Origin of the sequence: Pantoea sp. Tr-811 (genome assembly GCF_011752535.1) — a bacterium.
In the GTDB taxonomy this organism is placed as follows: Bacteria; Pseudomonadota; Gammaproteobacteria; order Pseudomonadales; family Pseudomonadaceae; genus Aquipseudomonas.
The window spans coordinates 13,409-25,859 of sequence record NZ_VWXJ01000021.1; the positions used below are offsets into that span (position 1 = coordinate 13,409).

The following is a 12,451-nucleotide window of genomic DNA, read 5'->3' on the forward strand; positions in this document are numbered from 1 at the left end:
CCGCCTTCGCGGCGCATCGCGAGCTGCGCTCGCTCCTACCGGGCCTGTGTGAACCTCTGTAGGAGCGAGCGCAGCTCGCGATGCGCCGCGAAGGCGGCGCTCGGTCACCTTACTCGCGCTTGCCCTGCACGCTTGAGGTCCACTGTTCGCTGCGGTTGTGCCCACTGGTTCGGAGCAGCCCCAGGTCCAGCGCATTCTCACCCTCCGCCGCGCCCTTGCCTTTGCTCAACTCGGCCACTGCCGTGCCCAAGTCGACCGGCGCGTTGGAAAAGTCGACCGACACATCCCGGCGGTAATCGCTGCCGTTCAAGGTCTCCCGGCTCACCGACCCTGAGCTGAGCGCCACCTGGCCGGCCGCCGATTGCAGCCGCGCACCCACCAGCCTGGCATCGCCCCCGACCTTCAGGTCGATGCCGTCACTGGCCTTGAGCACGGCCTGGTGTGCCACGGTGTCACGCTTGGCCTGCGACACTTCGAAGGCCACCGTCGGCGAGAGGCCGGGGTCGACTTTGCTCAAGGTATCCGCGGCCTTTTCCTTGACCTTGCCGCCCAGCGGCCCGGCCATCGAGGTGGCGGCGTTGACGTAGCCCTGCGGGTTCTTTTCCTGGCTCAGGCGCGCATCGCCTTTCACCGTCAGGCTATCGACGCTGTCCTTGCGGCTGGCCACCAGCAGGTCGCCATCAATGCTGCCGTCAATGCGCCCGGCCTCCAGGCTGGCGCCTCCGATGCGGCTGTCGCCACGGCTGTGCACGTTGATATGGTCGGCACGCAGGGTACTGGCGTTCCAGGTCTGGTTGTCGCGCTTGTCCAGTTCCACCTTGGCACGGCCATGCAGGCTGCGGGTATCGGTAGCGCCTTTGGCGAGGTTGAAGCCGGCGCCGGCGGTGATGTCCAGGTTGTTGCGGCGTTCCTGATTGGCAGAGGCCTCAAGCAGCATGCCACCGTTGGCCGCCTTCAGCTCGATGGCTGCCGCCGACGCTTGCAGGCCTTGCACGTGCAGGGCGAGGTCTTCGCGGGCCTGGCTGGCCAAGGTCAGTTTGCCGGTGCTGGCAAATTGCGCATCGACCGCCTGGCGTGCCTGTTCATCCAGCTTGCCATGGCTGAAGTGCCCGCCAATGCCGCCACCCGTGCTGCTGCCCTGGGTAGCTGCCAGTTCCAAACCGCCGCCGAGGGTGCCACCGCTGGCCTCTTGGGTGTTGCTGGCGGCCTTGACCTGCAAGGTGCCGCCACTGTCGAGCCGGATGTCGCCCACCTTGGCCTCGCGGCTGCCGATGCGCGTGCCTTCAAGCAGCAGGTCGCCGCCACTGCTCAGGCGCACCTCGCCCTTGGTATCGACCTGCGCCACCTGCGCGGTGGCCTGCTGGGTGTGCTTCTGGGTGTGGTCAAGGTAGCCACGGGCATCGCCACCGGTGCTGCCCGGGCGGTTGCCGAGCTTGGCCCAGGCATTGCCATCAAGCTGGCGGGTCAACTGCTCGGTGCGGTCGGTGGCCTGGGTCAGTGCCAGGTTGCCGGCACTGTGGATCATTACATCGCCGTCACCGCCCTGCAGGCGGGCGCCTTCATACAGGCCATCGCTGCCCAACTGCACCTGAATGCCCTGTTGCCCATAGAGGCTGCCCGGCACGGCAGTGCTGATAGTGGCTTGCTTGGCCAGCGAGCCGCCCTTGCCGGCGGCGCGCCCGTTCAGGTCGCTGCCGGTGCTGGTGTCGACACGCAGGTCGCCGCCGACAGCCAGGTGCTGAGTGTTGTCTTCCTGGGTATTTTCCGCGGCACGCAGGGTGTGTTGCTGCGCGTCGATCTGCAGCCGGCCGGCATTGGCGCGCCAGGCAGTGCCCTGGTCGTTGAGGGTGTCGGCTTTCACCTCGACCTGCGTGCCCGCCAGCTCGCTCACCTGGGCAATGCCCCGGCGCTGGTTTTCCAGTTGCTTGAGGTGTTCGACGGTCATGTCGGCGCCGGCGCTGGGCGCGGTCATGGCGTCCTCGGGCGAGGCCTGCTGGAAGCGCGCGGCTTCTTCGCCCAGCACCACGCGCTCGATCGGCCGGGTCAGGTCGCGGTATTCGACACTGGCGCCGAGGCTTGCGGACCAATCCGTGCGTTCTTGCTTGCGCTCGTGGGTATCCTGCACCGCACGGTTGTCGATGTGCCGGGCGTCGACCTTGAGGGTATTGCCGGCGGTGGCGCGGGCGCCTTCGCTCACCAGCGTGTCGGCGGCCAGCTTCAGGTTGCCGCTGGCCTGCAGCTCGCTGCGTTGGGCCTTGCTGTCGCGCTCGATCACCAGCGTGCGCTGGTCATGGCCCTCGAACTGGCTGCCGAGGCGGTCGATGCCGCCGGTGACCGTCAAGCCGCCGCCGCTCTGGCGGGTGCTGGTGGTCGATTCATGGGTGTTACGGGTGGCGCCCAGCGTTACCTGCTGGGCCTTGACGTCGAGGTCGCCGGCACTGGCCTGAACCTTGGCACCATTCACGTGCAGGCGCGCGTCGCTGGCCAGGGCCACCGTGGCCCCTTTCAGCTCACTGGCCAGCTGCGTGGTGTCGCGGGTCTTTTGCCCACGGGTGGTCACTTGGTAGGCCACGCCCGCCGCATACTGGCGCGAACCTGGTTTGTCGCCTTCGGCTTGCTGGGTCTGCCGGGCGCTGGCGGTCAGGCCCCGTTGCTGGTCACGGGTTTCGCTTTCATTCAACGCCTGGGCACTGGCGACCAGCACGTCGCCCTTGGCCTCGACCTGCAGGTGCTGGCCGGCCTGCACCTTGGCCCCCTGGATGCGCAGCTCTTCGGCGCTGGCCAGGCGCAGGTTGCTGTCGGAGCCGATATCACTGACCAGCACCTGGTCCTGGCGGGTGGTTTGCCCGCGATCGCTGGCGAACAGGCCGAACAGCTTGCTGTCGCGGTTGCGCTCGGTCGAGGTGGTGCGGGTATGGTCCTCCTCGATCACCAGGGCACCGCGGGTGCTGTACAGCACGGCATCCTCCTTGCCGCGCACGGTGCTGCCCTTGATCGCGGCCTGTTCGGCGCCGACGTTCAACTTGCCGTCCGCGGTGATGCTGCTACCGGCCATGGCCTGGCCCTGGCTGTCGGTGCCCTGGCGTTTGCCGAAGAAAGCACCGGACACCAGGTCGCCACGGTAGCCGTCCTGGTTGTTGCGCTGCGCCAGGGCCGTGGTGCCCACATGGACTTGGCGGGCCTGCAGGTCGAGGCTGCTGCGGCTGTGCATGGTGCTGCCCTGTAGGTTGAGGGTATCGGTGGCCTTCACCTGCATGCGCGCTGCATTCAGGCTGCTGGCGCGGGCGCTTTCACTGTACTGGTCGGTGTCGCGGTCGCCGCGCCACAAGTGCTTGCGGTGGCGCACCTGTTCTTCGACCCGCTGGCTGTTGGTGCCGGCGACAATGTCGAGGTTGGCGCCGCTGTCCACGGTCATTTCACCTCCGGCGTCCAGTGTGGCGGCAGCCAGGCGCATGTCGCCGCCCGATTGCAACCCCAGGCTGTCGCTGGCTTGCAACTGCGTGCCGCGCAGGTGCTCGGCGGTGGTCGTGCGGGTGCGGTCGTAGGTTTCGTAGGTGACGAACCAGGCTTTGTTCTTCCAGTTTTCACGCTCGCGGTCGACCTGGGCCTGGCTTTTACTGTCGAGGGTGAGTTTCTTGCCCGCCTTGGCGGTGATCTGCTCGGCGCGGCCTTCCACGGCGCGCAGGGTCAGGTCGTGCTCGGCGCCCAGGGCCAGTGCGCCCTGTTCGCTGTGCAACTGGGCGGCGGCGTCAGCCTGGCCTTCGATCAGCAGGTCGCCGGCTGAACGGATGTCGATGCCGTGCTTGGCATGCACCTGCACCGGCCCCATGTGCACCCCGGCGCCCTCGGCGGTGCTGACCATGCGAATGCGCCCGGCGCGCATAGCGCCGAACAGCTTTGCGTCGATGCTCGACGGGGTGCCGGGCAGGTGCTCGATGACCTGGCCGCTGGCGCTGTCGAGGCGGTTGCGGCCCACGGTGATGCCGAGGTTATCCCGGGCCGTGAGCGGGCCTGTGCTGTCCAGCCGTGGCGCGATCAGGTCGAGCGCGCCTTCGGCGTTGCTCTGCCCACCGCCCAGCACCTGCAGGGTGGCGCTGCTGTTCAAGGTGTTGAAGTAGCGCAGCTGTTCGTCCTGCAGCTCCGGCGTGCCGACCACGAAGCCGGCGCGGGTGGTGTTGATGAAGCTGCCGCCATTGAGGGTGATGCCGTTGGGGTTGGCGAGGATGTAGTCGGCCGGGCGGCCGAATATTTCCTGCGGGCCTTCGATCAGCGAGGCATTGCGGCTGATCACCTCGTTGAGGATGCTCGATGCCGCCTGCCCCTGGAACTGCGGGTTGGCCGCCAGGGCCCCGGCCAGCTGCGATTGGCCATCCTGCAGGGCGTTGTTCAGCACCACACCTGGCTTGGCCACGTTGTAGTCAAGGAACTGGTTGTGCGACAGGCCGCTCGCATTGGGTGGCACGATCTCGATCACCGGCACGCCGTGACCGTTGTCGATGATCGGTGTACCGCCCGGCCCGCTGGCGGCCTCCAGGCCGTTCTGGGCGAGGGCGCCGTTGGAGCTGAGCAAGGCCAGGAAGATGGCCCAGCGCAGGGCATCGGGGCGGGGCGGGGTTAAGGGCGCGCGCTTGTGCATGAGGGTTCTCTCTTTATTGTTGTGGGTGAATCAAAGGTTCAGTGACCATTCCACGACCCAGAAGCCGGGTTCCAGGTGGGCGCGGGGGGTATCGCTGGCGTGCAGGGCGCGCTGGTAGTCAAGGCGCAGGCGGCTGTGCGGGGCGGTTAACTCGACACCGGCGGCAACCCCGCTCAGGCGCTGCGACGGTGCGCCTTGGGTCAATTGGCTCCAGCCCTGGTCCAGGGCGATGTAGGGGCGCACCGCGAAGGGGGCGGTCCACTGCCCAGGCAGGGCCTGGCTGAAGGTGTTGCGCCACACGGCAGCGTTGGCCCCGGCATAGGTTCGCTGGCGAAAACCGCGTACCGCCGTATCGCCGCCAAGCTGGAACTGCTCCACGGCGGCCAGCGGCGTGTTGCTGTATTGCAGGGCCAGCTCGCTTTGCCAGCGCCAGGGCCACTGGGCTGGCCCCTGGCGCAGGTGCAGCAGGCTGGCGCGGTACTTGCGAAAGTCTGGGCGCGGGGCGCCGTTGCCAGGTGTTGGCCGGTCGGCACCTAACCATGCGGTGCCCTGGGCGATGCCGAGGGAGGCGTGCCACAGGCCCTGTTCGAGCCACAGCAGGTTGAGGCCGGCCTCGACCGTGGTCAGGGTTGGGCTCTGCAGGGCAATTACCCGGTCGCCGTTGCGGTTGACCAGCTGTTTGCGGTCCAGCCGGGCGGTGGCGCTGAGCATGCCTTGCGGGCCGCGCCAAAGTACCCGCTCGGCACTGGCCCCCTGTTGCTGGCTGCTGCCGCTGCTGCGCCGCTGGCTTCTGGGCGTGGGCGCGTCATAGCGCTGCTGGCTGGCGTTGAGGGCGAAGGTCCACGGGCCATAGGGCAGGCTGTAGTACAGGGACAGACCCTGGCTGCTGCCTGGGGCAGCGAAGGCCAGGGTGTTGAACGACAGCCGCAGGTCATCGTTCAGGCCCAGCGGGCTGTCCACGCCGGTGCCCAGGGTCAGGCGGTGGCGGCCGGTCAGCGCGCTGCCGCGGTTGTCCAGTTGGCTGTCCAGGTGCCAGCGTGGGGCAACTTGCCGGGCCTGCAGGGCAACCCGGGTGGCGCCTTGCTGTTCGCCCGGCAGCAGGTCGGCGCTCAGCTCGAAGGCGCGCAGGCGGTTGAGCTGGTCCAGCCCCTGTTCCAGGGCTGGCAGGTACAGGGGCTGGCCGAGCTGGCCGGGAAAGGCGCTGGCCAGTGAAAGCGGCAGGTCGGTATCGAGCTCGATCGCTTCGACGAAGCCCTCGTCGATCAAGATATCCAGCGGCGCGCCATGCCGAGGCGCTTGGCGCAGGTAGGGGCGGCTGGTGGGGTAACCGGCTTGCACGTAGTGCTGGGTGATGGCCCTGAGCAGCCGGTTGATCGCGTCGATGCCCATGCACGGCTGCATCAGGGGTTGAACCGCCGGCTCCAGGGCCTGGCGGGCCAGGCGCTGGTTGCCAGCCAGGCGCAGCCCGCTCACCCGCCAGCAGGCGTTGTCACCGGTGATGGGGGCCGGTGCCGCCTCGCGCCGTGGCGCCGCAGGCTCACGTTGCCAACGTTGCAGGCGCTGTCGCTGTTCCAGTTGCTGCAGGCTTTGCTGCTGGTCGCGCAGTTGCTGGCTGGCCGGGTCGTCAGCCAGTGCCAGCGGCGCACCCAGCAGCCCTGGCAGCAACCAGGCGAGCAACGGGCGGGCACAGGGGGGCAGGCGAAACGGCATGGGGCATCCTCGCAAGGGGCGTACGCACGGTGTACTCGTTTGCGTGGATGCTAGGAATTAATGCATTCGTATGGATGTCAGCTGCGCCCTGCCTCGGCTGTAAGGCACGCGAACAAATGAGGTAAGAATGTTCCTACACCCCGGTTTTAGACCGGGGTGCCATCACGGCCGGATCTCGATCAGCGTGCCGTCGCGCACCAGCTCCCAGACCTCGCGCATGTCCGAGTTGCGCATGGCGATGCAGCCGTCGGTCCAGTCCAGGGTGTGGAAATACCACTCGGGGTAGTGCTCGTCGATTGGCGTGCCGTGGATCATGATCATGCTGCCGGCACTCACGCCTTCGCGGGTGGCGCGTGCGGCGTCGGTGATGTTCGGGTAGGTGATGTGCATGGCCAGGTTGAAGCGGTCGCTTTGCTTGCGCCAGTCGAGCCAGTACAACCCCTCGGGGGTCTTCTTGTCGCCCTCGCGCTCCTTGGCCCCCTTGGGTTGCTTGCCCAGGGAGATGCGGTAGGTTTTCAACGGCTCGCCACGGCTGATCAGTTGCAGGCGGCGTTCGGACTTGATCACCAGCACCTTGTCGATCAGCGGCTGCATGGCGGCCTGGGAGGGCGACTGAACCGGCGCCGGCGGTTGTGGCTTGCGGATGATGACTTCGGTGAACGCCGCCTGGGACACCGAGGCAATGCAAAGGCAGAAAAGGGCAAACAACCAGCGCATGAAGCAGCACCTGCGAACTTAAGGGGTGGGCGATACGTTCATCGGCGGCAGGTATTCATGGCCTATGGGGTAGTGCTGCCCGATGCGGTCGCGATAATAGCATTCTAGTGTGCGGGTGACGGTGCGGAAAGCTAGCTCCGCCCACGGAATCTCGTGCTCCTCGAACAGGCGCACCTCCAGGCTTTCGACGCCGATGGCGAAGTCCTGGTCGGCAAGCTCGGCGCGGAAGAACACATGCACCTGGTTGATGTGCGGCAGGTCGAACAGTTGGTAGAGGGCCATGTCGCCGACCCGGGCGCAGGCTTCCTCGACGGTTTCGCGGCGGGCCGCCTGGTCGAGGGTTTCACCGTTCTCCATGAAGCCGGCGGGCAGGGTCCAGAAACCGCGGCGCGGCTCGATGGCGCGGCGGCACAGCAGCACCTGGCTGCCCCAGGTGGGCAGTATCCCGGCGACGATGTTGGGGTTCTGGTAGTGGATGGTCTGGCAATGGTCGCAGACGTACCGCGGGCGGCTGTCGCCCTCGGGGATCCGCTGAATGACCGGCTGGCCGCACGCGCTGCAGAATTTCATGCTTTCATTCCCTGTTGACCGGGTTATCTTGACGCGCCCGGCGGGGCCGCCGCCAGCGGATGGGGCTTGGGTGCCTCGGCGCTTTTGGTGCATGATGCAGGGCAGGCTTTGGAAACGAGAGTGCGCAATGCTGGACGAGCTACTTCGCCGTATGAGCAACCACCAACCCGCTTCACTGGAAACCGACCGCCGGTTCCCCGAGGCGGCGGTACTTTTGCCCATCACCCGCAGCGAAGCGCCCGAGCTGGTTTTGACCTTGCGCGCCCAGGGGCTGTCGACCCACGGTGGTGAGGTGGCCTTCCCCGGCGGGCGGCGCGACCCGGAAGACCCGGACCTGGTGTTCACCGCCCTGCGCGAAGCCGAAGAAGAAATCGGCCTGCCACCGGGCCTGGTGGAGGTGGTCGGCCCGCTCAGCCCGCTGATCTCCCTGCATGGCCTGAAAGTAACGCCGTTCGTCGGCCTGATCCCGGATTTCGTCGAATACCGCGCCAACGATGCCGAAATCGCGGCAGTCTTCAGCGTGCCGCTGGAATTCTTCCGCCAGGACCCGCGCGACCACACCCACCGTATCGACTACCAGGGCCGCAGCTGGTACGTGCCCAGCTACCGCTATGGCGAATACAAGATCTGGGGGCTGTCGGCGATCATGATCGTCGAGCTGGTCAACCTGCTGTATGACGCCGGCATCAGCCTGCACCAGCCCCCTGAGCGCTACATCGAAAACTGAGCGGGGCACACCCCGCCGTCTGCGTGAACCTTGAGGAAGCGAACATGAAATACCGCCTGGGCGACCACCGGGTCGACTGCCATCCCACCAGCTGGGCTGCCCCCAACGCCACCCTGATCGGCAAGGTGCGCCTGCAGGCGCGTGCCAACGTGTGGTTCGGCGCGGTGCTGCGTGGTGACAACGAGCTGATCGACATCGGCGAGGACAGCAATGTCCAGGACGGCACCGTGATGCACACCGACATGGGTTCGCCGCTGACCCTGGGCAAGGGTGTGACCGTTGGTCACAACGCCATGCTGCATGGCTGCACGGTGGGCGACTACAGCCTGATCGGCATCAATGCGGTGATCCTCAACGGCGCGCGTATCGGCAAGCATTGCATCATCGGCGCCAATGCGCTGATCCCGGAGGGCAAGGAGATTCCCGACGGTTCGCTGGTGATGGGCTCGCCGGGCAAGGTGGTGCGGGAGCTGAGCGAGCAGCAGATGCGCATGCTCGAAGCCAGCGCCGCGCACTATGTGCATAATGCCCAGCGTTATGCACGGGAGCTGGTGGTCGACGATGAGTGAAGTGGCGGTAGAACGGCCGGTGGCCTCGCCGTGCGTGAGTATTTGCGCGCTGGACGAGCAGGATGTTTGCACCGGTTGCCAACGCACCGTGGCCGAGATCGGCCGCTGGGGGCGGATGGACAACAGCGAACGGCGTGCGGTGCTCAAGCTGTGCCATGAGCGGGCGCTGGCGGCCGGGTTGATTATTGGCGGGTGATGCTGCGCTGGCTGCTTCGCGGGGCAAGCCCGCTCCTACAAGGGCATCATTTTCCCGAGGGCGGCGCGGTACCTTTAGGCGCGGGCTTGTCCCGCGAAGGTGCCACCGCTAATCTGTCCGGCTTGCCCACAGACAAACTGCCCATGTTCTATCTCATTGCCTACATCAGCAGCGTAGTGCTGATCAACTACGCCTTCTCCAGCGCCCCGCACCTGGACATCATCTGGTCCTGCTGGGGCGGTTTGGTGTTCATCCTGCGCGACATGGTTCAGACCCGCTTCGGCCATGGTGCGCTGGTGGCCATGCTGCTGGCCCTGGTGCTGTCCTACGTCACCTCGGAACCGGCCATCGCCCTGGCCAGCGCCACCGCGTTCTTCATTTCCGAGCTGATCGACTGGCTGGTGTTCAGCATCACCCGCCGGCCATTGCGCGACCGCCTGTGGCTGAGTTCGGCGCTGAGCATTCCGGTGGACACCTTCATCTTCTTCGGCATGATCGGCGCGCTTACCCCGGTGGTGATCGGCACCGCCATGGCGTCCAAGTTCGCCGGCGTCACCGCGGTGTGGCTGGCCATGGCATTTCGCGCGCGGCGGGCCGCCGTGGCCGGCTGATGGTGTAGAATACCGGTCCTTTTTCAGCGGGCCATGCCACGCCTGGCGCGGCCCCCGGACGCCTTCGAGGACCTGAAATGACCCGTATCGGAACCCCATTGTCGCCAACTGCGACCCGTGTACTGCTCTGCGGCTGTGGCGAGCTGGGCAAGGAAGTGGTGATCGAGCTGCAGCGCCTGGGCGTCGAAGTGATCGCCGTGGACCGCTACGCCAATGCCCCGGCGATGCAGGTGGCGCACCGCAGCCATGTGGTCAACATGCTCGACGGCGTTGCCCTGCGGGCCATCATCGAGGCGGAAAAACCGCACTACATCGTGCCTGAAATCGAGGCCATCGCCACGGCCACCCTGGTGGAACTGGAAAGCGAAGGCTTCAACGTGGTGCCGACCGCCCGTGCCACACAGCTGACCATGAACCGCGAAGGCATCCGCCGCCTGGCCGCCGAAGAGCTGGACCTGCCGACCTCGCCGTACCACTTCGCCGACACCTACGAAGACTACGCCAAGGCCGTCGCCGACCTGGGCTACCCATGCGTGGTGAAACCGGTGATGAGTTCCTCGGGCAAGGGCCAGAGCCTGCTACGCAGCGATGCCGACCTGCAGAAATCGTGGGACTACGCCCAGGAAGGCGGCCGCGCCGGCAAGGGCCGGGTAATCATCGAGGGCTTTATCGACTTCGACTACGAAATCACCCTGCTGACCGTGCGCCATGTGGGCGGCACCACCTACCTGGAACCGGTCGGCCACCGTCAGGAAAAGGGCGACTACCAGGAGTCCTGGCAGCCCCAGGCCATGAGCCCCAAGGCCCTGGCCGAGTCGCAGCGGGTGGCCAAGGCGGTCACCGATGCCCTGGGCGGGCGTGGCCTGTTCGGTGTGGAGCTGTTCGTCAAGGGCGACCAGGTGTGGTTCAGCGAAGTGTCGCCGCGCCCGCACGACACCGGCCTGGTAACGCTGATCTCCCAGGACCTGTCGCAGTTCGCCCTGCACGCCCGCGCCATTCTCGGCCTGCCGATTCCGGTGGTGCGCCAGTTCGGGCCGTCGGCCTCGGCGGTGATCCTGCCGGAAGGCCAGTCGCAGCAGACCAGCTTCGCCAACCTGGGCGCTGCCCTGAGCGAGCCGGACACGGCCATTCGCCTGTTCGGCAAGCCGGAAATCAATGGCACGCGGCGCATGGGCGTTTGCCTGGCGCGGGATGAGTCGATCGAGGCTGCGCGGGCCAAGGCGACCCGTGCATCGCAGGCGGTCAAGGTCGAGTTCTGATCTGGCACCGTGCGGGGCCGCTTTGCGGCCCTATCGCGACCTTGGGTCGCTCCTACCAGGCGCGAATGGGGCTTTGGCCGCTCCTACCGTAGGAGCGACCAAAGGTCGCGATAGGGCCGCAAGGCGGCCCCAATACCTTACAGCTCGGTGTGGCGGGTTTCTTTAAGGCACAACACAGCAATCAGGCTGAGCACAGCCGCCGCCGACACATAGCCTCCCACCCAGCTCAAGCCCCCCATGCTCACCAGCTTCTGGGCAAAGAACGGCGCCGCCGAGGCCCCAACGATGCCGCCCAGGTTGTAGGCTGCCGACGCGCCGGTGTAGCGCACGTGGGTAGGGAACAGCTCTGGCAGCAACGCGCCCATCGGGGCGAAGGTCACCCCCATCAGGAACAGCTCGATGGCCAGGAACAGCGCCACGCCCGTGGTCGACCCCGAGGTCAGCAGCGGCTCCATGGTAAAGCCCGACGCCACCGCCAGCAGGCCGCCGACGATCAGCACCGGTTTGCGCCCATAGCGGTCGCTGAGCCAGGCCGACAGCGGTGTGGCCAAGGCCATGAAGACCACTGCGAAGCACAGCAGGCCCAGGAAGGTTTCACGGCTGTAGCCCAGCGTGGTCACGCCATAGCTCAGCGAGAACACCGTCGAGATATAGAACAGCGCGTAGCACACCACCATGGCCGCTGCACCCAGCAGGGTTGGCACCCAGTACTTGGCGAACAGGTCGACCACCGGCAGCTTCACCCGCTCATGGCGTGCCACGGCCTTGGCGAACACCGGGCTTTCTTCCAGCTTCAGGCGCACGTACAGGCCCACCATCACCAGCGCGGCACTGAGCAGGAACGGAATGCGCCAGCCCCAGGCACGGAACTGCTCGTCACTGAGCAGCAGGGCCAGGGTGAGGAACAGGCCGTTGGCGGCGAGGAAGCCGATCGAGGGGCCCAGCTGCGGGAACATGCCGAACCAGGCGCGTTTGCCTTGCGGGGCGTTCTCGGTGGCCAGCAACGCCGCGCCGCCCCATTCACCGCCAAGGCCCAGGCCCTGGCCGAAACGCAGCAGGCAGAGCAGGATCGGCGCCCACATGCCGATGCTGTCATAGCCGGGCAGCACGCCAATCAAGGTGGTGGACACGCCCATCAGCAGCAGCGAGGCGACCAGCGTCGACTTGCGCCCGATGCGGTCGCCGAAATGGCCGAACAGCGCCGAGCCCAATGGGCGGGCCAGGAAGGCGATGCCGAAGGTGAGGAACGCCGCGAGCATCTGCGCCGTGCCCGAGCCGGACGGGAAGAACACCGGGCCGATCACCAGGGCGGCGGCGGTGGCGTACACGTAGAAATCGTAGAACTCGATGGCAGTGCCGATGAAGCTGGCAGTCGCCACCCGGGCTGGCGAGTTGACCGGCGCGGCAGGCGCCTGGGCATAGGTGCTGCTGGTTGTCATTAAGTAGGTCCCTAACA

Annotated in this window: 10 protein-coding genes; 5 read left to right on the plus strand and 5 right to left on the minus strand. The window is 66.8% G+C overall.

Features of this window, described 5'->3' with window-relative positions; translation table 11 throughout:
• Nucleotides 1-109: 109 nt before the first annotated feature.
• The 4 genes from F3J44_RS24760 to F3J44_RS24775 all read right to left on the minus strand — a co-directional run bounded on the left by F3J44_RS24760 (nt 110) and on the right by F3J44_RS24775 (nt 7,633).
• Nucleotides 110-4,636 carry a hemagglutinin repeat-containing protein gene (locus tag F3J44_RS24760; RefSeq protein WP_167276938.1) on the minus strand — a complete coding sequence of 1,509 codons (4,527 nt, stop codon included), beginning with the start codon at nt 4,634-4,636 and terminating at the stop codon, nt 110-112.
• Between the two features lie 30 nt (nt 4,637-4,666).
• The gene (locus F3J44_RS24765) at nt 4,667-6,346 is read right to left on the minus strand and encodes a ShlB/FhaC/HecB family hemolysin secretion/activation protein (protein WP_167276941.1); all 1,680 of its coding nucleotides are present in this window, start codon (nt 6,344-6,346) and stop codon (nt 4,667-4,669) included.
• Nucleotides 6,347-6,508: 162 nt separating this feature from the next.
• Nucleotides 6,509-7,063: a murein L,D-transpeptidase family protein gene (locus F3J44_RS24770; protein WP_167060246.1), complete on the minus strand. Its 555-nt coding sequence runs from the start codon at nt 7,061-7,063 to the stop codon at nt 6,509-6,511.
• 18 nt (nt 7,064-7,081) lie between these two features.
• Complete coding sequence (locus tag F3J44_RS24775) at nt 7,082-7,633, minus strand: NUDIX hydrolase (RefSeq protein ID WP_167060243.1); 552 nt, start codon at nt 7,631-7,633, stop codon at nt 7,082-7,084.
• A 127-nt stretch (nt 7,634-7,760) separates the two neighbouring features.
• Here F3J44_RS24775 and F3J44_RS24780 point away from each other — a divergent pair, with 127 nt between their 5' ends.
• From F3J44_RS24780 to purT, 5 genes are all read left to right on the plus strand, one after another.
• Nucleotides 7,761-8,360, plus strand: a complete 600-nt coding sequence (locus F3J44_RS24780) for a CoA pyrophosphatase (RefSeq protein WP_167060240.1) — start codon at nt 7,761-7,763, stop codon at nt 8,358-8,360.
• Between the two features lie 44 nt (nt 8,361-8,404).
• A complete protein-coding gene (locus F3J44_RS24785; RefSeq protein WP_167276943.1) occupies nt 8,405-8,929 on the plus strand; it encodes a gamma carbonic anhydrase family protein in 525 nt (174 codons plus the stop codon).
• Nucleotides 8,922-9,125, plus strand: coding sequence for a DUF1289 domain-containing protein (locus F3J44_RS24790; protein WP_167060234.1), 204 nt, complete (start codon nt 8,922-8,924; stop codon nt 9,123-9,125). The genes F3J44_RS24785 and F3J44_RS24790 overlap by 8 nt, the downstream gene beginning before the upstream one ends.
• Nucleotides 9,126-9,268: 143 nt before the next feature.
• Complete coding sequence (locus F3J44_RS24795) at nt 9,269-9,736, plus strand: VUT family protein (RefSeq protein WP_167060231.1); 468 nt, start codon at nt 9,269-9,271, stop codon at nt 9,734-9,736.
• 77 nt (nt 9,737-9,813) lie between these two features.
• On the plus strand, nt 9,814-10,995 hold the full coding sequence (gene purT / locus F3J44_RS24800; protein ID WP_167060228.1) for a formate-dependent phosphoribosylglycinamide formyltransferase: 1,182 nt from the start codon (nt 9,814-9,816) through the stop codon (nt 10,993-10,995).
• A gap of 137 nt (nt 10,996-11,132) precedes the next feature.
• Here the strand turns inward: purT and F3J44_RS24805 are convergent, their stop codons facing one another.
• Nucleotides 11,133-12,434: an MFS transporter gene (locus F3J44_RS24805; RefSeq protein ID WP_167060225.1), complete on the minus strand. Its 1,302-nt coding sequence runs from the start codon at nt 12,432-12,434 to the stop codon at nt 11,133-11,135.
• Nucleotides 12,435-12,451 lie beyond the last annotated feature (17 nt).

Bases quoted from the DNA above. Each gene is read 5' to 3' on its own strand.
- F3J44_RS24805 (WP_167060225.1), bottom strand. From the start codon at position 12,434: ATGACAACCAGCAGCACCTATGCCCAGGCGCCTGCCGCGCCGGTCAAC.
- F3J44_RS24765 (WP_167276941.1), bottom strand. From the start codon at position 6,346: ATGCCGTTTCGCCTGCCCCCCTGTGCCCGCCCGTTGCTCGCCTGGTTG.
- F3J44_RS24775 (WP_167060243.1), bottom strand. From the start codon at position 7,633: ATGAAATTCTGCAGCGCGTGCGGCCAGCCGGTCATTCAGCGGATCCCC.
- F3J44_RS24790 (WP_167060234.1), top strand. From the start codon at position 8,922: ATGAGTGAAGTGGCGGTAGAACGGCCGGTGGCCTCGCCGTGCGTGAGT.
- F3J44_RS24760 (WP_167276938.1), bottom strand. From the start codon at position 4,636: ATGCACAAGCGCGCGCCCTTAACCCCGCCCCGCCCCGATGCCCTGCGC.
- purT (WP_167060228.1), top strand. From the start codon at position 9,814: ATGACCCGTATCGGAACCCCATTGTCGCCAACTGCGACCCGTGTACTG.
- F3J44_RS24780 (WP_167060240.1), top strand. From the start codon at position 7,761: ATGCTGGACGAGCTACTTCGCCGTATGAGCAACCACCAACCCGCTTCA.
- F3J44_RS24795 (WP_167060231.1), top strand. From the start codon at position 9,269: ATGTTCTATCTCATTGCCTACATCAGCAGCGTAGTGCTGATCAACTAC.
- F3J44_RS24785 (WP_167276943.1), top strand. From the start codon at position 8,405: ATGAAATACCGCCTGGGCGACCACCGGGTCGACTGCCATCCCACCAGC.
- F3J44_RS24770 (WP_167060246.1), bottom strand. From the start codon at position 7,063: ATGCGCTGGTTGTTTGCCCTTTTCTGCCTTTGCATTGCCTCGGTGTCC.